This is a genomic window from Vibrio sp. 1580, from assembly GCF_033340055.1.
On sequence record NZ_JAWOVT010000010.1, the window covers coordinates 89,168 to 108,106 of the forward strand.

The following is an 18,939-nucleotide window of genomic DNA, read 5'->3' on the forward strand; positions in this document are numbered from 1 at the left end:
CAAAATATGCCATTAGTTTATGTGATTGAATCTTATATGATATTTATGTTTGGAACTCATCATTCTCATATTGAGAACCAATATGGATTAGTGATCCGTTTCAATTTGATATTTTTGTAGCAATACGGGAATCACACTTTGCGCTGAGAAATCATCAATGATGGTTTGTCGAGCATTCTGGCGAATGAGTGATTGTTGCGCTTCACCAATCGACATCCAGTCATGAAGACATTTAGCAAGAGAGGGAATGTCTTCGACGATAAAACCATTTTTACCCGTTTGGATAATATCTGGAAGACGACCTACACGTAAGCTCATCACGGCAATGCCTCTCGACATGGCTTCAAGCGCCGCCATTGGAAGACCCTCATAACGAGAAGAAATGATAAGTACACTGATATTTTCCCAAACACCTTCCATATCGGTTTGATGGCCGAGGAAAGTCACGTTTGAAGGGGCAGTTTGATTAAGCGACTCTTTTTCTGGGCCATCACCGTACACACTAAACTGTAATGTTGGACAGAGCCTCGCTACCTCAATAAATTGATCGGCGCCTTTTTCCTGACTCAATCGGCCGACAAAAGCGATCTCCTGATAGTTGAGTTGACTGTTGGGAATCGAAACAAAGTTATTCAGCAGTTCTGAAGAACAAAAAACTTTGCGCTGAATACTTGGACTGACAGCAAAGCAATGGTCAGATAGGCTGCCTGAGCTTCTATCAAGCCAATCGTATAGCCATAGTTTCCCTGAGGAAGACTCACCAGCATGATAAGTTGAAATCAAACGAGGAAACGTACGGGTGAGCAGTTTGGCGCAGCGCGACAAAATCGACGCTTTATAACCATGGGAGTGAACCACTGAGGGTTGGTGATTGGCGACGGCGCTTGTTAGGTGTTTAATTTTTAAAGCTTTATTGGGCTCGCCAGACAAATAGTTTAAGTAACTCACAGGGATCGCGGCTTCTTTTGCCTTCTGTACAATCTGAGCAGCTGGTGAATACTCAGTGGTTAGCACAACTCGAGCTTTGTGTCCAAAGGCTATTAATCCCCGAGCTAGCTCGATAACGTGACTTTCAATGCCACCGAATAGACGGCTATCAAGCAAGATCCAAATTTCACCAATGGCAGGTTTATCAAGATTGTTCGAGATTAATTTCATCCGCTTCCCACGCTTGTTTTTTTCGGTAAACCGTAGATGGGCTTAACTCCAGCATGACAGCGGCGTTGAGGACGTTGCCATCACAGTACGCAATTGCGTTTTGAATTGCTTCACGCTCTACTTGCCACATAGGGCGAATGGTTCCATCAGAGTTAAAGTACGGTGAGGTAGCAGCAGAGGACGGTGTACCAGGCAGCTCCGCTGCGGTAATCGACGGTTCGACCGCAGAAGGTGAAGGTTCCTCAGTATAAACAGGTGGTGGTGTGATTGGTGCAATGTTTGCTGACTCTTGAGCAACATGCGCAGGTGTCGTTGTTTTCGTAACTTTTGACTTTTTAGTGAGTTGAGCGGGTAGGTGGCTCACCGTGACTTTTTCGTCGTTATTAAGCACCACAATGTTACGTATGATGTTTTGTAGTTGCCTTACATTACCCGGCCATTCGTAATGCTTGATGATATGTTGAGCTTCGCTGTCGATTGTTGAGAATTTCTTTTTGTCCTGTTTGGCGTAAGTGGTCAAGAAGTGCTTGGCAAGCGTGACGATGTCACTTCCTCGTTCACGTAATGGGGGCATATCGATAGGTATAACGTGCACACGGTAGTATAAGTCTTCACGAAAACGACCTTCTTCTACTTCTGTTAATGGATCTCGGTTGGTGGCACAAATGATTCTCACATCCACTTTCATTTCTCGAGTGCCACCAAGAGGGGTGTAAGTGCCCGTTTGTAGAAAGCGGAGCAACTTCTTTTGCATCTCAAGTTCCATTTCACACAGCTCATCAAGAAAAAGCGTGCCACCATGTGCCAGCGTCGCCGCACCTTTTCGATCTGTTGTTGCTCCAGTAAAGGCCCCTTTAACGTGACCAAAAATCTCACTTTCCATCAAATCTCGTGGAATAGCCCCACAGTTAATTGCAATAAAAGGCTTGTCTTTACGGTCGCTCTGGCGGTGGACGGCTTCAGCACAAACTTCTTTACCTGTGCCGCTTTCTCCCACAATAAACACACTGGCAGAAGTTGGCGCAACAGCATCAATGGTCTTGTATACCGCCTGCATCGGGAGGCTTGAACCGATGAATCCGTGATAGTTGTGGCGATCAAACTTGGACTGAATATTTTCCACCAAATCTTCCAATTTGGCGCGTTTGAGGTGCAATGCGACTGATGTTTTTAGGCGATCAGCGTTTATGGGCTTTTCTAAGAAATCTTCCGCACCTTTTTGAATTAGATTAACGGCTAAGTCGACGCTGCCGTGTGCCGTAGCAATAATAACGGACGTAGGAATGTCATTCTGGTTGATCCAATCCAACACGTCTTCGCCAGACATGTCGGGCAGTTTCAAATCGAGAATGATGAGCTGAGGTTTGCTTCTTTCAATAAATTGAATCGCTTCGCGACCTGTCTCGACATGAAAAATGTCATAAGGTTCGTCTTTCACATACTGCTTATAAAGTATGGCTAGTGAAGTAGAGTCCTCTACCAGTAACACCCTTGGTCTCATAGTCCCATCCCAACGTAGTTTGTTTCATTTTTTATGATTTTTGTCAGCACTACTATTTGGCATTGTGAGTGGTTTATAGCTCTCTAGTGCTGAAAATTCTCAATTTGAGAAAAGCGTTATTTAAGTATTAGCACAAGGTAGGAAATTTGCGAAAAATCCATACTTTTTAATTGATTAAGTTATACCCAAATAATTTCAAGGTGTGTGGCTTGGCGAGGGTGACTGAATTTGGAGCCTAAATTTCTGAGATGATGTCGGCATCGCGCTTTATCAAACGCGATGCTTCGCTAGGGAGTAAGACACTGATACTACTCAAACCCTTGAGCTTTTCGCTTTTCTAACGCATCAAACGATTCATTGGCGAGTTGAGGAAGTGTTTCACAAAGCTCCAATGCTTTTGGTATTTTTCCTTCGACACAGTACTTCTCAATCATTCTTGCTTGTCTTGAAAGCGTTCGATTGCCTAGAGCGAGAGCAGAACTGCCCAGTGTGTGAACCTCGAACTCTAATGTTTGAAGGTCTTTTGTGCTTAATGCTTGCTCTATTTTCTCCATGCGATCGCGTGACTCTTCGACATAGTGATCAATCAAGGTAGGGATGATTTCGGCGCACGTATCTTTGATCATTTGCTGAAGAATATGCTCATCCACTAATTCTTGCTCGATAGTCAATGTGTTATTTATCGTCATAATAGCGCTCCCTATAACATAAACAGTTCGCTTTTTTTAATTTGCTGAGACAGTTTTTCTTTCCACTTTTTTGGTAAGAAACGCAGCTTGGAAACTTGGCGGATTAACTCATCTTTCAGGCTTGGAGTGTGCTTCATGTTCAGTACAGAACCAATCAAGTTCGCATCGCTAGCATCGAGTAGCTTTTTGGCTTGCTCGAGCTGGGTTGCAGTCGTAGAGCCATAATGCGCTACTAACAAAGTAGCATCACATACGCCAGCAATCACTTGAGGCGCAATATTGCTTCGGTTGACACTAAGAAGTGGTGATGTATCTATCACGACGCGCTCGTACTGCGTTAACCATTGTGCAATGTTTTGTTTCAGCGTTGTTGGGTCTCGGTACGCTAACTGAGTACTGGCGAGAGATGGAGCTGGGAGGCCGACTAAAGTTTGATGTGTATTCTCTCGTGTGATCAAATGGCCAACCTTCTCGTCATCATCAAATTCGTGAACAGTGTGATAAGCGGGTTTGAATAAGTTGAGGTCTACATACAAAGTATTGTGGCCTGCTAAAACCAAGCGCTCTGCAAGAGATGAAGCCACGGAAGTGACACCATCTTCAGATTTACAACCCACAACACAAATCGTTTTGTGGCCTTTCTGTTCACTCTGAAGATAAATTTGTTCAATCTCAGCGTGAGTTGCAGGAATAGTCATTACAACGCTCCTATTAACACGATGGTTGTGGTGATTTGTAAAATATCTCTTAATCCGGCCCTCGCTTTTTCAACAAAGCTTTCGTCTTTATGGGGAATGTAAATCGTGTCGCCTGCGCGAATGACTGGCAGCTCATAAATGTTGGCTGTTTTACTAAAGTTCACCAAATCAAATGTTCGGGCTTGGCCCTGGCAGCAAGACATATTGACCACACTGATCTTTTCAAGGTAGGCATTGTCAGTTGGTCCTCCTGCTTCCGCTAACAGATCAAGCACAGTCATGTTGTCATTGAATACGTATCGCCCTGGGTCTCTTACTTCACCTAATACGCGTACCGTGGACTCTTTTGAACGATCTAACCAGTTTTTGTTTTTTTCTGGAATGTAAATGGTATCACCAGGACGAACGTGGGGCAGAATTGATTCATCACCTGTTTCAAAGTACATCGATAAATTCAATTTACTCACTTTGGCATAACCTAGGCCTCGGTGTGTGACACGGATGTTGTGAATATCTGCATCCATTGTCGGTCCATCGGCGGCAGACAAAATATCCAGAAAATGCATATCTTCAGTGAAACGATAGCGCCCAGGTGCATTGATTTGCCCGAAAACGTATATCGATGCGTCAGAGCTTTGGCTTACCCATTGCGATTTATTATCGGATGGGTCGTCAGGCAATGCATGTACCCTTACGACTGTACCAGCGGAAACTTGAGGTAGGCTTGATGTTGGTGAGCCATCCAGAATGTATTGGTCTAAGTCAAATTGTGTCATTTGACCGTTATTGGCGACTTCAATTTTGGTGGTATCAGCTCGTCGAGTTGGGCCTCCAACGTGTGCAAGCAGATCAATCAAATCCATTTCGTCTGACCACTCGATGCGTCCAGGGCGAACAACTTCTCCCATCACTGCGACCGCTCGACTAGGTGCTACTTTTAACCAAGACTTCTCATTGAAATCGGTTTTCTCCGGCACGAAAATCGCGTCTCCTGGTCCAACATTTGGTGGTCTGGCTGAAGATAGTCCTTCTGTATGCGCGGTAAGATCGAATTTGATGACTTTGCCATCGGATTTTATAACGCGAATTTGGCGAGATTCTGCGTAGCGAGTGGGCCCGCCAGCGTTGGCGAGGATATCCATGAAGCTAGCGCCTTGCTTGCCTTCGTATGCCCCAGGATGGGCGACTTCACCCATCACGTAAACCACATTTGCACCTGCTTTGATTTCTTCTTCCTGTTTTGGGACAAAGATGGTGGCACCTGGCAGGATCTCCGGCAGTAGGCTTTGGTCTCCAGTATCAAGGTACTTTTTCAGGTTAAACATGGTTGGGTTATTGTTTGTTATCACGCGAATTTGCTCAACACTGGCATATCGTGTCACGCCGCCAGCTCGCATTACGACATCAACTAGCGTGGTGTTTGGCTTGTATGAGAACGAGCCAGGTGCGTTGACTTCACCAAAGACTTTGATTGCACGAGCGGAATCTGCGCTGTCACCTGAATTCGCGAGTTTTGCTGCATCAAACTCTTGCTCAATATTCCCTACGAGTGGGGAAGCGGGGACAAATAAGACATCCAGTGATTCTAGTTTTGGCAGTTGGCTATTGTCACCCGTATCAAGGAAGCGTTTGTAGTCAAATTCAATGTTTTTATTTCCACGTTTCACGATCATTTTATCAAGCTGAGCCCCAGCGCGCAGGCCGCCAGCTTCGTACACAAACATTTGAATGTTGGACCCAGAAGGTAAGGTATATTCACCGGGTTTGACCACGTAGCCTTGAACGGACACTAACAACTGTTGCTGTTTAATAAAAACTCGAGCGTTGTTAACGTCACGATACACGGTCTTTAGCCTGTCGATAATCACGTCTTGGAGTTGTTTTTCATTGTAGCCGGCCACTAATACAGGGCCGACTTCTGGTAAATTAATTCGTCCACGACGATCAACCTGAAACCCTTGGTTTAACGACGCCTCTCCAGGTAAGTTAATCTGTATTAAATCACCGACCTTAACAGTATTGCTCTCATCCGCTATGGAAGAAGGTACCCACGCGACCAGACACAACAACATTAAGAGGATAAATGGTTTCATCGTGTTCATAGCGCGCCTCCTGCCGTTGGGTTGCGGTTTATTGAGCTATCGCTATCTGAATTAGGGCTAATAACCTCGATGCTTACTCGACGATTAGTTAAACGCACGGCGGATGTTTCACCTTCATAGAGTGGCAGGTTATCTCCGACAGATTTGGTAGTGACTCTCTCTGAAGTGATACCAAATACGGTTAGGTAACGCTTTACTTGTTCCGCACGCGCTTGAGCAAGTTTCTGGTTGTAATCGGGTGTTCCAGTTGCATCCGCATGCCCCGTTACTACAAGAGATAGGTTGGGGTGGTCACGTAAAATGTAGGCTGCTTCTGCCAAATGTCCCATGTACTTCGGGTTGATTTCTGCTGAATCGACAGCAAACTGGTTGTCGATATTAAGTAGTGCATAGATATCCGAGACTATGTTTAGGTCGCTACGTAGAGCTTCAATATCATCGGGCGGTGTGCAAGTGGTTTGGCTCAGTACGTAGTCGAGTTGTTGTTCGAGCTGGTTTAAGCGTCGACGCTGAATCACAAGGTCGTTAGCAGCGTCGAGTAAAAGCCCACCTTCTAACTCGCGCGCAATTCTATTTTGTTTTTCAAGGGCCTGAACAACTGCCGCAGGAAAACACCAGCGCGCGCCCTCTTGGATTAGTGCGTCTAGATGTAACTTGGTCAGTTGCCAATCAAACCTTAACCCATGTTCTGGACCTAAAGGCTCGTCAGGCATCACTGGGGAAAACTGATAATTCTCGATCGAGATATCTTGATAGCTTTCCGCCAAGCCACCTTTCCCGTGTTCTGGGTAGTCAAACGACGAACAACCAAACATGCCGACAACAAGACCGCTTACTGCATATCGTCGTAAAAGATTTACCATGCCAACCTCCGTTTAAACCGGTATTTTTAGTGTCCTTTTGAGTTAACGGGAATGGCATGGTTGATACGAAGCAAGCTCATGATTTCTAAAGGTTGGCCTGATACGTTTTCAATACTCATGCTTCTTTCACGTTCAACTAGACGCTTATATAAGTAAACAATGGCACCAATCCCTGAAGAATCAAGAAATTGGACGTGCTGTAGGTTAATTTCGACTTCTTTGTGATGATTGTTGTGAATTACTTCATCAATGTGATGTTGTGCTTGTCGACAGCCACTTGCGTCTAAGTCACCAAAAAACTCAATGGCTAACTTGTCTTGATTGATTTCTAGTTTGCGTAATTCCATGACTCTGTCTCCGTTTGTTTTTCTAATTGGATATAGAGCAGGTAACGTGCCAATTTGAAATTAATTAAAAATCAAATAGTTAAATATTGTTAATGATATTGTTCAATTTGAGAAAGGACTGATTCTCAAATTGAGAATCAAAAACGCACAGAGAAATGGTTTGCTTATAAGAGGTTTTGAGCCGAAAGAAGTCGTTAGACCGGGGGAGGCACGTCATGATTAGATTCCAACTCGATTGACGAACCATCCGCCATACGAGAATAATGTGTAACGACTAAATGCAAAACCTGTCTAAAGTTTATGATTATCTTTGCAAATTATTACTAATGTTGATTGTTATGAGTCGAAGAATAACTAGTAATAAATAGGTCATCGAGAGGACTTACGTTTCAATAAAGGCGATTTTTTGTACAAGGTCTTCTTATGCCATTAAAAATGACATTAATTGCGCTGGCTGTTATGGCAGCGTCTTCACAGCCTCAAGCGGATACGTCTCTCGCACCACCAGTTTCTCTTGCACAAAGCTATCAGGATGGCATTGATGTGTCTGAATATTGGTATAGCGAAAAACTTGATGGTGTTCGCGCTTATTGGACTGGGCAACATCTCGTGACGAGAAATGGTAATCGAATCTACGCCCCAGACTGGTTTACAGGACCTTTGCCTGATTATCCGTTGGACGGTGAACTTTGGGCTGGGAGAGGTAACTTCCATCTTGTTCAGCAAACGGTATTAGATAAAACTCCTGTAGAGTCTGCTTGGCGACACATCGACTTTATGATCTTTGATATGCCATATTCCGCTGGTGATTATCGGAAGCGTTATTACAACATCAAAGATTTAGTGCTTGAAGTCGACCAGCCTCATATCAAATATGTCGAGCACCGAGCGATTCAAAATGAAGCTCATCTGTTTACACAGTTGGATAAAATTTCAATATCCGACGGTGAAGGGGTGATGTTGCGGAAGGTATCAAGCCGCTATCAGGCTGGACGCGGTAGTGATTTGCTTAAACTAAAACGATACGCAGATGATGAAGCGTTAGTTGTGGGTTATAAGCCAGGAACAGGGCGCTTATTAGGTATGATGGGAGCAATGTTAGTTCGCTTACCAAATGGCATTGAGTTTTACATCGGTAGCGGATTTACCGATGAAGTGCGTCGCCAGCCTCCGAAAATTGGTTCAACCATTACATTTAGATATAACGGTTTTACACATACTGGTAAACCGCGTTTTGCTCGATTCTTGCGTGAAAGGTTGAAGGAATAGAACGCTCTGCACTTACTAGTTGCCAACGGTTACGCCACATCGTTTGAAGAGACCCTGCCAAAACTGAACGTGGTTTAGGGTTTCTTGCCTAAATGTCCTATGTGCCTCAATTATGCCATACTGGTGACCATGGAGTTGCATACGGTTCTCCACCAAAGTGGCACCATCATTAAGTTGTTGATAGGTACTGTCTAAATAAGCCAAATAAGGTTGCACTTCTTCAACGTAAATGGATTGAAAGACATTTCTTAAGTAGCGGAACTGAGTGGTGTCTCTGTTCGGCCCGCACAATACATTGCTCTGGTTCTGCTCAAGTAGCTGAGTTGTCGCTTTTAACCAAAGGGATGTATTTACCATTGAATAGTAAAGTCGTCCGAGTAAACGAGATTTCTCTAACTCTTCTTGATATTGCGTAACTTCTACATCGGGTAGACGTGAGACGGCGCGGTGGGGTAAATCATACATTTCGCTGAAAATACGATAGACATCGTTAATGCGTGCAATATCATTCGTCGTATTTTGAGATAGCCAATCAGAGGCAGTTAGTTGCTTTTGCATGGCGTCACTTACGAGTAGTAAGTTGTCGAGATGAATGTCTAAATGTTGCCACTTGGTTGCGTAAAGCTCTGCCAATGTCGCGCGTTCTTCATCGCTAAGTGGAAATTCGGATAAACATCGATTCATGACTCTTAAAAGGGCAGTTTGATAATCAAAATCATGAAAGGCATCCTGCACCTTGCCAAGTTGTGAGTTTTTCTCGGCAAGTAAATTAAAGAGTCCGCACTGTCGTAATTGATAGCTCTCTAGCAGGCCAATAGATAGCCTTGGCAATGGCTCGAACAAAACGCGTTTCGCAGGAATCGTTACCGTAGACTGTAGTGTTATTGGAATAGCAGGAACGTCCAATACATTGGCTACACGTTGATGATACTTATCAAACATGGCGTTCTCTGGATTGAACCAGTTATCACAACCATTAAGAATCAAGATTAAGAACAATAAAATAGACCGCACAAATATCCTTTTTTCTAACTTCGTATCCGTTGTCTAGAGAGCAAAATCAACCGCTTTGTAATCTTGTTATAAGTATACTCAACCGTGTGATTATTCGATCAAAAAAGCCAGCGGATGCTGGCTTTTTTTACTTTTTATTGAACTGAAAAGTTCAATTGCACTTCTGGCTCTTGGCGATGCATCCAACGCATTCTGACGCCTAACATAAAGGCCGCTGAAGATAGGCCGATGATAAAACCAAGCCAGAAGCCTTGTGCTCCCATTGGCTCGACAATCCAGTCTGTACGGCCAAGGACGTAACCAATTGGCAGCCCAAGAATCCAATAAGCAATAAAAGTACGGTTGAAGATAGCTCGCATGTCTTTATAGCCGCGTAATGCACCAGCTGCGATCACTTGAACCGCATCCGTACATTGATAAACAGCGGCAAACACGAGCAGGTGCATCGCTAGAGTGATTACCTCTGGGTTGCTAGTGTAAAGCTCGGCGATCCACTCACGAGACAAGACGGTTAAAATCGCTGTGAGAACGGACAAAGCTAGACCAACCATAATGCCGACTCGTGACGCTACGCGCGCGCCATCTACGTTTTCTTCACCAAGTCGATGGCCGACACGAATGCTTACTGCTGCACCAATACTCATTGGTAGCATAAATACCAACGAGGAGAAGTTAATCGCGACTTGATGCGCTGCCACAATGATAGGACCCAGTGGTGAAACGAGCAGTGCAACAACAGCAAACAGTGTCACTTCAAAAAACAGCGCTGCTGCAACAGGAAAGCCGAGCTTGAATAGACGAACTTGCGCTTTCCATTGTGGGCGATGCCATTCTCCAAATAGGTTGATGCTTTTCAATCGCTCTGATGTCATCACATACAGCAATAGCATGGCAAACATGACCCAGTAAACAATCGTGGTTGCGACACCACAGCCAACACCGCCTAATTCAGGTGCACCAAACTTGCCGTACACGAAAATCCAGTTTAGAGGAATGTTGAGCAGCAAACCGATAAAGCCAATAACCATTGCCGGTTTCGTCAATGACATACCATCCGTAAAGCTTCTAAGCGTTTGGAAAAGTAAAAAAGCGGGTACTGCTAATATAACGGCATGAATGTATCCCACCGTTTTTTCAGCCATCAGTGCTTCAACATCCATCAGCCCGAGAATAAACTGGGTTTGAAGCAGGACTGCAATTATCGGCACACTGATCAGCAATGCCAAAACGACGCCTTGCTGAATTTCAAACGGGATTTTCACTCGACGACCAGAGCCATTTAACTGTGCGACAACAGGGACCAATGCCATTAATAAACCCACCCCAAACAAAATGGATGGTAGCCAAATACTTGAAGCGACAGAAACCGCAGCCATGTCGGTGGCGCTAACGCCGCCAGCCATTACGGTATCAACAAACCCCATACCAGTTTGAGCGACAGATGCGATCAATACCGGGGTCGCCAATTTGATAAGACTTGATGCTTCTTCTTTATAGCGATGCACGAAAAATACTCCAGAGCGGAACAATAAGTTGAAAGAATGAGAGTACTCGAGGGCAAAAGATGTGGTGAACGGATCTGATGGTTGATTTTAGTCACGATAAGGTGAAAAAATGCCTCGGAGAAACTCCGCGCAAATGATAAACAATTGTATGTTCATATTCCATAGCTAGGTAGCGAATAGTCGATAACACTGACTGGACGCTCTCCACGCTAAGGATACGCTTTTACTGAGAACAGCAGCGAATCATGGTAATGTTGAAGCATGCATGAGAACAAACCAGTGTTCATTAAGCCATGGCTTTATCGTCTGCGGTCTTTATTTCCGACCTGTAGCGCAGTGTTTAGGGCTTAGTCTTCGACTACAGTTGGTATTAAATCAATAGGTAAAAAGAAATGTTTACAGGAATAGTTCAGGGTACGGCGAAGGTCGTTAAAATTGATAAAAAAGAACGCTTTCAAACGCACGTTGTCGAGTTAAGCGATGAACTTTGTAAAGGGTTAGAAATTGGTGCATCCGTTGCACACAACGGATGTTGTCTAACTGTGACTAAGATCGAAGGCAACCTTATCAGTTTTGATTTAATGCAAGCGACATTGGCTCTTACTAATTTAGGTCGGCTGGTGGAAGGGGATAGCGTAAACATTGAGCGCGCGGCTAAGTTTGGTGACGAAATAGGCGGGCATAGCATGTCTGGTCATATTAGTTTAACGGCAGATATTGTCGATATCATCGATACGCCCAATAACCGCACGATTTGGTTCCAACTGCCGCAAGAATCAATGAAATATGTATTAGCGAAAGGTTACATTGGTTTGGATGGCTGCTCGCTAACTATTGGTGAAGTTGAAGCGTGTCGTTTTTCGGTACACCTAATTCCAGAAACCTTGCAGCGAACGCTTTTCGGAGTGAGACAAGTAGGGGAGCGTGTTAATATTGAGTTTGATCCTCAGACTCAAGCAATTGTTGATACTGTTGAGCGCGTTCTTGCAGCAAAACAGCTTTAGAATGAGAAAAAGGAGCCGAGTGCTCCTTTTTCATTTAAGCGTTTTTATATTTCTGATGTTCACATGCTCGAGCTGCTATTCGTAATTGTCATCGATAAATAGTTCGACCTTGTCTTGTAGCTCATCCACTCGCATATTTAGGTGGATAGCGTGGCAACAAGCTGGGCAATCATCATAAAATTCTTGGTCACCATTACTTGCATCTAATGTAATGCTGATAGAATGTCCGCAATGCGGGCACTTTACATACCTTTCGGTATAATTTTTCATACAACAACTCCTAATCTCGCAGGGCTTTTAAACACACTATTCATCAAGGAAGTACAGCCCTTTACTTACTTTGCCTACAAGGAAAATAGGCACAATCCAAAGTTAAGTCTCCTTTGATATTAGGTCGAGTTGTTGCTAATTGAGTCGAAATAAGTACAAAACTTGACCCCAAACTCAACCTTGAGCTTAGGGTGATTTTCTGTAGTGATGTGCCTCGAGATTTTACATCTTGAAATATGCAGTGGCTTCCAAATTAATAAGAAATGATTTTATTAATAACCAGTTGAGCCTGTTCCAAGTAATGGCCGCCAAACAAATTACAATGGTTGAGAACATGGTAAAGGTTATAGATATCTTTACGCTCTTCATAGCTTGAAGAAAGTGGTATAACCGATTCGTAGCCTTGATAAAATTCTGGTTGAAATCCACCAAAAAGCTCTGTCATCGCAATATCACACTCCCTGTCCCCCCAATAGCATGCAGGATCGTAACAGATAGGACCGAATGCAGTGAGTGCCGCATTTCCATTCCATAAATCGCCATGCAACAAAGAAGGTTCCGGAGCATGGTTTGCTAGCCGCTGTTTTACGACGTCGATAAAGTCATCGATATCAACCAAGGTGACGCCTTTTTCTTTAAGGAGCTGTAATTGCCATCCTATGCGTTGCTCAGTAAAGAATACACACCATTTCTTGTGCCATTTGTTGGGCTGTAGAGTCGAACCGAGATAGTTGTCGGTATCAAAACCAAACTCTTTTTGCTCGCCCCACTGGTGTAGGTGAGCTAATTGCTGCCCAAATTTAAAGCTGTTGGGACCATCTTCTAATGGTTTCGTTGGAAGGTAGTTAAGAATTAGGAATGAGGCATTTTTGGTTTTACCAACCAATACCACCTCAGGTACAAATAGGGTGGATGTTTCACGCAAAAGATGCAGGCTTTCAGCTTCTACCTCAAATTTAGACAAAAACTCGCGATCGTTAATTTTCACAAAATAACGTTGCTCGCCATCATTGATCATGTAGCTTTCACTGATATCCCCACCAGACAGCCTTACTTTTTCCGTGATCTGGTAATCGAACAATAAAGTATCAGAAAGCTGTTGCGATATTGCTTGCCACATACAAAACCTCGCGAATCTATTTGACCACCAATAGTTTAGGATAAATAGCAGGGAGTTGGCGCTATGTTGAGCATACTTAGTAAAGAAACCTTCCTCTTAGTGTAGTCAATTTGTATAAATGTGAATCAAATCGCTTATAAGCCTCTGATTTGTTGGCTTAGCATATGGAGATGAACGTTTACAACAGGTATTATGATTTTTTTGACGTTAGTTCCATTGGTGGCATGAAAATACTGATATGTGATGACTCAGCTGTTGCAAGAAAGCTTATTGCGCGTTCTATCGTACAAGATACATCATTGCATCTTATTGAAGCGCAAGATGGTTATGAGGCGCTTAATATTCTTGCTGAGCAAAATATCGATATTTTGTTTCTCGATTTAACGATGCCCATAATGGATGGTTTTGAGGTCCTCGAATCATTACCTGTTAGTCAGTACCCGACCAAAATCGTCATTATTTCTGGAGATGTTCAACAAGAGGCAAAACAGCGCTGTCTCGATCTTGGTGCTCAAGCTTTTATCGCTAAGCCTCTGACAGAAGAGCAGGTGCTCCCACTATACGAACAATTAGGGCTGCATTATGCGTTCAAACCTAGTCATTCGGTTGATTCTAAAAACCAGGGTTGCGAAGAGCTTTCCTTACTAGCCAAATTCCGTGAAATTGCGAACATTGCCCTTGGTAAAGGGGCTGCGATTATGGCCGACCATTTACATGAGTTCATCCAACTTCCTGTTCCTCATGTTGGACCTTTGTCCTACGGCGAGCTTCATATGACACTGGTTGATGTGGTTGGGCGTGACAGTTCCGTTGCGGTAGCGCAGAGGTTTGTCGGTGGTGGTATTCACGGAGAGGCACTGGTGTGCTTACGTGGTAGGGATATCAATCAGATTGGGGAAAAATTAGGTTACCTCCTTGAGTTTACGCCTCATAATGAAATCATCTTGAATATCTCTAACCTACTGGTTTCGTCATTTCTCACATCATTGGGCGATCAACTCGACAAGCAGTTCTCACTTCGTCAGCCAGGCATTGTGGATACCTTAACACCTTATTGTGAAGAGCAAGGCGAGTTGGGTGAGCTCTTTACTATCGAATACACCTACATGGCAGAAGCGCTCGATTTCGAGTGCGAGGTACTGTTTTTAATTGATAAGCCATCCGTAGAAATAATCTATGAAATCATGGAGCTAATCTAATGTCCGATATCACGCTGGACATAGCAGACTTTCATTGGGTCACACAAATTCTCGATACGATGGATTCAGGGCTTATTGTTTTGGATCAAGAGTATAAAGTGTGTGTGTGGAACAGTTTTATGCAGTCATACAGTGGCATTCTATCACAAGAAATTCTTGGTGAATGTTTATTTGAGCATTTCAAAGAGCTGCCAAGAACTTGGCTAGAAACCAAGATAAAAGCTGCCGCCGATCTGGAAACTCGTTCTTTTTCTAGCTGGGAAAACCGACCGTACCTTTTTAAGTTCAACAATTTTTCTCCGGTTTCAAACAGCAGTGATTTTATGTATCAAGATATCGTGATCACGCCGTTAATTGGGCTTTCAGGAGAGGTCAGCCACATAGCGATTCAAGTCAATGATGTTTCTGAAACTGCGAGAAATCGCATTCATTTGAAAGAAACAAATCAACATTTGTCGGAAATCAGTCGCAAAGATGGTTTAACAGGTTTATTTAATCGCGCTTATTGGGAGCAATCATTGAAAGATGAGTTTGCTCACTTAAAAGTTATCGACGGACCATGCTCATTAGTAATATTCGATATCGACCACTTTAAGAAGGTGAATGATACTTATGGTCACCCGACAGGGGACGAAGTCATTCGTCGAACCTCTGCCTTGTTGAGAAAAACAGCAAGAAGCAGTGACATCTGCGGTCGTTTTGGTGGTGAAGAGTTTACGGTACTACTTCCTCACACAAACCAGGAGCAAGCTTGCTATTTCGCAGAGCGTTTGCGCAAAAGAATTGAGCAAGAGATCGTGAAAGTGGAAGATTTTTTGATTAATTACACGATAAGTATTGGTGTTTGCGAGTATAAGCCTTATTTTGAAACTCACACTCAATGGTTAAAGAGTGCCGATGCTGCGCTGTATCGTGCAAAAGAAAATGGTCGTAACCAAACCTGTTTGCATGAAAATGACTGAAATATAAAAAGGTTTGAAGAAACCCTGTATCCGAATTCAGTGAAGCAAAGCTCAATTGTTTGAAAATCATCCAGTTGGTTCGTGAATGTTTGTTAATATGAAATAAGTTAATGAAATTTTCTCGGCATGTCTTACTATTGAAACTATTCTGCTTTCAGCTTCGAAGGCTTGCAATAAACGGAGAAAAACAGTGGTTTTAGAAACCGATGGATATCTCGCTCTTATCGAGCACTTGTCTCTAAATCTAGATATTTTTACGACCGAAATTGGCGACACTGGATCCGAAAGCATCGAAGATGTTGTCACCGATATGGTGGCTTCAAACATCATGGCGATTTTTGAGCAAAATCCAGAACTTCACTCGAGCGTACGCTTCAAATTGTTGAAAGAGGCTGATGTAGTTGTTGAAGATCTTGGTGAGATATTGGCTGGGGTATGGCATAAAAAAGCGACCAATGAACAGATCACGTTCCTTGATGAATACATCGCTCTGGTCAAAAATCTGTTCGATAATGCTGTTGCGACTTACGACTGATATTGTTTTAACTTACAGCAATGTCCGGTTAAAGAGTGAGAGGAGTTACATTGTAACTCTTCTTATTTGCCAAAACTTAGATGCCCAGTATGGGTTGTCGATTCTTGAAATAATCACACCTCTAGACGTCGATGCATGCATGAACTGCTTGTTACCCAAGTAAATTCCGACATGATAAGTTGTTCGTCTTGTTTTAAAAAACACTAGATCCCCTTGCTTGGCATCCGTCCAACTTAACTCCACACCTTGCTTTGATTGCTGCTTCGTTGTCCTTGGTAACGAGAGCTGATAAGCCTCAATAAACGCTTTTTGTACAAATGCTGAGCAATCAATTCCAGATTTCTGTGTCCCGCCTAAGCGATAAGGCGTGCCGTGCCACTCTGTGTAAAAGTCGAACAAGTCTGGGTTGTCCGACAATAGCTGATTTGTAGGTGTTGTCACCTGTGCTTGCTCACTAGGCTCAGGCCCAGAAGAGCAGGCGCTTAGTAGCACACTGATTATCAAAGGAAAATATACTCGACGCAAATCACCACCTGTCATCTCTATGACTCACAACTGAAATATTAGTGTCATAACCAATCCATAGTATGGGCTGCAAATCACGGTTTTGTCTCACAAATGTGACGGAATCACTGCAGAACCGATTCAACCTTAAGAAAGAATAAAAATTGATTATGGCAAAGCGAAAACGCTCACGCACATCACTTTCACTGATTCAGGCTGTCAGTGCAACATTTTTAACTATCATTGCTCTTGTTATAGCCCTTTCTGTCTCAAGTTTCAAAGGAATGGAACAGGTAGGGGAACAATTTGAAGACTTGTCGCAAAAAGCGTTACCAATCGCGATGGCAAACGCAAAGTTAACCAGGAATGTATTGGAGATGGTTAAGCTACTCAACCATGGTATGCAGATTACTGAGCCGAAAGAGTTGCCTCTCATAAAAGAGCAAATCGACTCTCTTGCAACTCAAAGCACGACTTTGGTTGTGGAAGCGTCTGGTGTAGCTCAGCAACTCTCGGAGGAGTTAGACACCAAACTAGCGCGTTTACATAACATCACGCAGTCCATTTTGTTGAAGCAATCTTCGGTGATACAAATTCAAATGGATATTGATGCCGCTGTTGGTGGTTTTCGCTATGGGCTTAGCTCTATCGGTCCGGAAATGAATCGAATCAGTTCATTCCTTAGTGCTGATAATCCTGAGTCGAGCGATGCCGCTAACCGTTTCATTGCTTCTGCAAGCTCAATGGAAAGTACGTTCTTAGTCATGATGATGCACTCAGAATTAAACAAAGCCGAAAAAGAATACCGAGAAATGCGAAATCGCATAGCAGGTATTAAACTCGCCTATGAAGACTTCCAATCTTTTCATCCTGAAGTAAGTGAATATGCAAGCTTAACCGCACCATATGAGATGGTGAAACAAGGCTTTAGTGAAAAGGGCGTGCTGCGTTTGATCCTCGCCAAACTAGAACAAGGGGAATTGCAACGTTCAGAGTTTAAACAGGCTTCGATGCTTGCGGATGAAACCATGCGGTTACTTGATCAAATCTCCCAAACCGCTGGTCAGTTGATCGATGAAAAAGAGCGGGTGGTCAACGAGACCATTGAATCGGTGAGCGTTGTGCTCGTGTTTGCGGCGTGTGTGATTTCTTTTATTATTCTGGTTACTTGGTTTAGTCTCAAGTCATGGACAAACCGAGGGTTAAGGAATGTACTAACGCGTCTTTCAGCACTTACCGAACATGATTTTCGTGACAAGGCAGAAGAAGTCGGCCCTTATGAGCTGAAAGAAGTAGCACGAAAGTTGAATCAAGTAATCGATTCCACACACGACTCCATTCAAACGGTGACGCGCAATTGTGAAACGCTTTATCAGACGGCAGAAGTAAGTCACAGTGCAGCCGAACAAACAAGTGATGGGTTGGCAACACAAAATGAAGCGTTGTCTAGTATGATCACGACCATAACGCAGCTTGAAGCCTCTATTCGTGAAATAGCAATGGTGACAAATGCATCTTCACAGGACTCGCTCCTTGCAACCCAGCACACTGAAAAAGGGGTTCAAGTCGTGGAACAAAACCGCGAACGTTTGGAGTCATTAGAAAGCTCTTTGGATGTAAATGAACAGTCAATGTTAGAGCTAGACCAGCGTGTAAAACAGATTCGTGAAATGGTCGATATGATCAGTGGGATCGCGGACAACACCAACTTACTTGCTCTCAACGCAGCAATAGAGGCTGCCCGTGCTGGTGAGCAAGGGCGTGGATTTGCGGTTGTCGCTGATGAAGTTCGCAAACTTGCAAGTGATACCTCTCAACAAACTACGAACATCCGAGAAATGATGAGCGAGCTTATTACTGCCGCAGAGCGTTCGCGCCAAGCAGTTAATGATTCAAGAGAAGAAATGACCCACGCGCTACAGTCCAGCAATGAAGTGAAATCGACATTTTCTGATATCAACCTCGCGGTTAAGCACATTCAAGAACGTGTTGAGCAAATCTCAGTTGCTACAGAAGAACAAGAACGAGCGACGGCAGATGTATCTCAATCCATCACGCATATTTCTGATCTTGGCGAACGCACAAAGCTGCAGCTTGAGTCTATGGTTGAGAGTTCTGAGCAAGTGGCGGAAATTGCCGGGCACCAGCAAGCAATGCTGCACAAGTATGAGCTTCATCAGACCAAGTAAATGAGATGTT

At 43.6% G+C, this 18,939-nt stretch carries 18 protein-coding genes; 6 read left to right on the forward strand and 12 right to left on the reverse strand.

The annotated features are described in order from the left end of the window. Positions 1-87: 87 nt before the first annotated feature. The 7 genes from R7093_RS16655 to R7093_RS16685 all read right to left on the reverse strand — a co-directional run bounded on the left by R7093_RS16655 (position 88) and on the right by R7093_RS16685 (position 7,358). Positions 88-1,158 (reverse strand): glycosyltransferase family 4 protein, encoded by a 1,071-nt coding sequence (locus R7093_RS16655; protein ID WP_017820658.1) that lies wholly within the window; start codon positions 1,156-1,158, stop codon positions 88-90. Further along, positions 1,133-2,659 (reverse strand): sigma-54-dependent transcriptional regulator, encoded by a 1,527-nt coding sequence (locus tag R7093_RS16660; protein ID WP_085569876.1) that lies wholly within the window; start codon positions 2,657-2,659, stop codon positions 1,133-1,135. The genes R7093_RS16655 and R7093_RS16660 overlap by 26 nt, the downstream gene beginning before the upstream one ends. 308 nt (positions 2,660-2,967) lie before the next feature. Then, a complete protein-coding gene (locus R7093_RS16665; RefSeq protein ID WP_005377636.1) occupies positions 2,968-3,348 on the reverse strand; it encodes an Hpt domain-containing protein in 381 nt (126 codons plus the stop codon). Positions 3,349-3,359: 11 nt separating this feature from the next. Further along, positions 3,360-4,046, reverse strand: coding sequence for an AAA family ATPase (locus R7093_RS16670; RefSeq protein WP_005377635.1), 687 nt, complete (start codon positions 4,044-4,046; stop codon positions 3,360-3,362). Beyond that, a complete protein-coding gene (locus R7093_RS16675; RefSeq protein WP_033905259.1) occupies positions 4,046-6,148 on the reverse strand; it encodes an SLBB domain-containing protein in 2,103 nt (700 codons plus the stop codon). Before R7093_RS16675 ends, R7093_RS16670 begins: the two co-directional genes overlap by 1 nt. Beyond that, a complete protein-coding gene (locus R7093_RS16680) occupies positions 6,145-7,011 on the reverse strand; it encodes an OmpA family protein (protein WP_033905260.1) in 867 nt (288 codons plus the stop codon). Before R7093_RS16680 ends, R7093_RS16675 begins: the two co-directional genes overlap by 4 nt. A 26-nt stretch (positions 7,012-7,037) precedes the next feature. Further along, positions 7,038-7,358, reverse strand: coding sequence for an STAS domain-containing protein (locus R7093_RS16685; RefSeq protein ID WP_017634929.1), 321 nt, complete (start codon positions 7,356-7,358; stop codon positions 7,038-7,040). Between the two features lie 423 nt (positions 7,359-7,781). Here R7093_RS16685 and R7093_RS16690 point away from each other — a divergent pair, with 423 nt between their 5' ends. Continuing rightward, positions 7,782-8,627, forward strand: coding sequence for a DNA ligase (locus tag R7093_RS16690; RefSeq protein ID WP_017634928.1), 846 nt, complete (start codon positions 7,782-7,784; stop codon positions 8,625-8,627). A gap of 15 nt (positions 8,628-8,642) precedes the next feature. Here the strand turns inward: R7093_RS16690 and R7093_RS16695 are convergent, their stop codons facing one another. Both R7093_RS16695 and R7093_RS16700 read right to left on the reverse strand, forming a co-directional pair. Then, entirely contained in the window at positions 8,643-9,641 is a 999-nt protein-coding gene (locus R7093_RS16695; protein ID WP_047102254.1) for a DUF3080 domain-containing protein, read from the reverse strand. A 134-nt stretch (positions 9,642-9,775) separates the two neighbouring features. Continuing rightward, on the reverse strand, positions 9,776-11,146 hold the full coding sequence (locus R7093_RS16700; RefSeq protein WP_005377626.1) for an MATE family efflux transporter: 1,371 nt from the start codon (positions 11,144-11,146) through the stop codon (positions 9,776-9,778). A gap of 392 nt (positions 11,147-11,538) precedes the next feature. On the opposite strand from R7093_RS16700, the gene R7093_RS16705 reads away from it, so the two are divergent. Then, on the forward strand, positions 11,539-12,150 hold the full coding sequence (locus tag R7093_RS16705) for a riboflavin synthase (protein ID WP_005377625.1): 612 nt from the start codon (positions 11,539-11,541) through the stop codon (positions 12,148-12,150). Positions 12,151-12,225: 75 nt separating this feature from the next. Here the strand turns inward: R7093_RS16705 and R7093_RS16710 are convergent, their stop codons facing one another. Further along, positions 12,226-12,420 (reverse strand): CPXCG motif-containing cysteine-rich protein, encoded by a 195-nt coding sequence (locus R7093_RS16710; RefSeq protein WP_047102257.1) that lies wholly within the window; start codon positions 12,418-12,420, stop codon positions 12,226-12,228. 253 nt (positions 12,421-12,673) lie between these two features. Next, positions 12,674-13,540, reverse strand: a complete 867-nt coding sequence (locus tag R7093_RS16715) for a fructosamine kinase family protein (protein WP_318146745.1) — start codon at positions 13,538-13,540, stop codon at positions 12,674-12,676. Positions 13,541-13,764: 224 nt separating this feature from the next. Here R7093_RS16715 and R7093_RS16720 point away from each other — a divergent pair, with 224 nt between their 5' ends. The 3 genes from R7093_RS16720 to R7093_RS16730 all read left to right on the forward strand — a co-directional run bounded on the left by R7093_RS16720 (position 13,765) and on the right by R7093_RS16730 (position 16,236). Continuing rightward, positions 13,765-14,739 carry a response regulator gene (locus tag R7093_RS16720; RefSeq protein ID WP_021033872.1) on the forward strand — a complete coding sequence of 325 codons (975 nt, stop codon included), beginning with the start codon at positions 13,765-13,767 and terminating at the stop codon, positions 14,737-14,739. Next, positions 14,739-15,701: a GGDEF domain-containing protein gene (locus tag R7093_RS16725; protein WP_047102261.1), complete on the forward strand. Its 963-nt coding sequence runs from the start codon at positions 14,739-14,741 to the stop codon at positions 15,699-15,701. Before R7093_RS16720 ends, R7093_RS16725 begins: the two co-directional genes overlap by 1 nt. Before the next feature lie 190 nt (positions 15,702-15,891). Continuing rightward, positions 15,892-16,236 carry a DUF3802 family protein gene (locus tag R7093_RS16730; protein ID WP_169630891.1) on the forward strand — a complete coding sequence of 115 codons (345 nt, stop codon included), beginning with the start codon at positions 15,892-15,894 and terminating at the stop codon, positions 16,234-16,236. Positions 16,237-16,281: 45 nt separating this feature from the next. Here R7093_RS16730 and R7093_RS16735 read toward each other — a convergent pair whose 3' ends face one another. Then, positions 16,282-16,776 carry an NlpC/P60 family protein gene (locus R7093_RS16735; RefSeq protein ID WP_025998640.1) on the reverse strand — a complete coding sequence of 165 codons (495 nt, stop codon included), beginning with the start codon at positions 16,774-16,776 and terminating at the stop codon, positions 16,282-16,284. Positions 16,777-16,910: 134 nt separating this feature from the next. On the opposite strand from R7093_RS16735, the gene R7093_RS16740 reads away from it, so the two are divergent. Continuing rightward, complete coding sequence (locus tag R7093_RS16740; protein ID WP_005389543.1) at positions 16,911-18,929, forward strand: methyl-accepting chemotaxis protein; 2,019 nt, start codon at positions 16,911-16,913, stop codon at positions 18,927-18,929. Positions 18,930-18,939: the final 10 nt, after the last annotated feature.

Bases quoted from the DNA above. Each gene is read 5' to 3' on its own strand.
- R7093_RS16735 (WP_025998640.1), bottom strand. From the start codon at position 16,776: ATGACAGGTGGTGATTTGCGTCGAGTATATTTTCCTTTGATAATCAGT.
- R7093_RS16685 (WP_017634929.1), bottom strand. From the start codon at position 7,358: ATGGAATTACGCAAACTAGAAATCAATCAAGACAAGTTAGCCATTGAG.
- R7093_RS16725 (WP_047102261.1), top strand. From the start codon at position 14,739: ATGTCCGATATCACGCTGGACATAGCAGACTTTCATTGGGTCACACAA.
- R7093_RS16680 (WP_033905260.1), bottom strand. From the start codon at position 7,011: ATGGTAAATCTTTTACGACGATATGCAGTAAGCGGTCTTGTTGTCGGC.
- R7093_RS16715 (WP_318146745.1), bottom strand. From the start codon at position 13,540: ATGTGGCAAGCAATATCGCAACAGCTTTCTGATACTTTATTGTTCGAT.
- R7093_RS16675 (WP_033905259.1), bottom strand. From the start codon at position 6,148: ATGAACACGATGAAACCATTTATCCTCTTAATGTTGTTGTGTCTGGTC.
- R7093_RS16705 (WP_005377625.1), top strand. From the start codon at position 11,539: ATGTTTACAGGAATAGTTCAGGGTACGGCGAAGGTCGTTAAAATTGAT.
- R7093_RS16660 (WP_085569876.1), bottom strand. From the start codon at position 2,659: ATGAGACCAAGGGTGTTACTGGTAGAGGACTCTACTTCACTAGCCATA.
- R7093_RS16655 (WP_017820658.1), bottom strand. From the start codon at position 1,158: ATGAAATTAATCTCGAACAATCTTGATAAACCTGCCATTGGTGAAATT.
- R7093_RS16690 (WP_017634928.1), top strand. From the start codon at position 7,782: ATGCCATTAAAAATGACATTAATTGCGCTGGCTGTTATGGCAGCGTCT.
- R7093_RS16740 (WP_005389543.1), top strand. From the start codon at position 16,911: ATGGCAAAGCGAAAACGCTCACGCACATCACTTTCACTGATTCAGGCT.
- R7093_RS16670 (WP_005377635.1), bottom strand. From the start codon at position 4,046: ATGACTATTCCTGCAACTCACGCTGAGATTGAACAAATTTATCTTCAG.
- R7093_RS16710 (WP_047102257.1), bottom strand. From the start codon at position 12,420: ATGAAAAATTATACCGAAAGGTATGTAAAGTGCCCGCATTGCGGACAT.
- R7093_RS16720 (WP_021033872.1), top strand. From the start codon at position 13,765: ATGAAAATACTGATATGTGATGACTCAGCTGTTGCAAGAAAGCTTATT.
- R7093_RS16665 (WP_005377636.1), bottom strand. From the start codon at position 3,348: ATGACGATAAATAACACATTGACTATCGAGCAAGAATTAGTGGATGAG.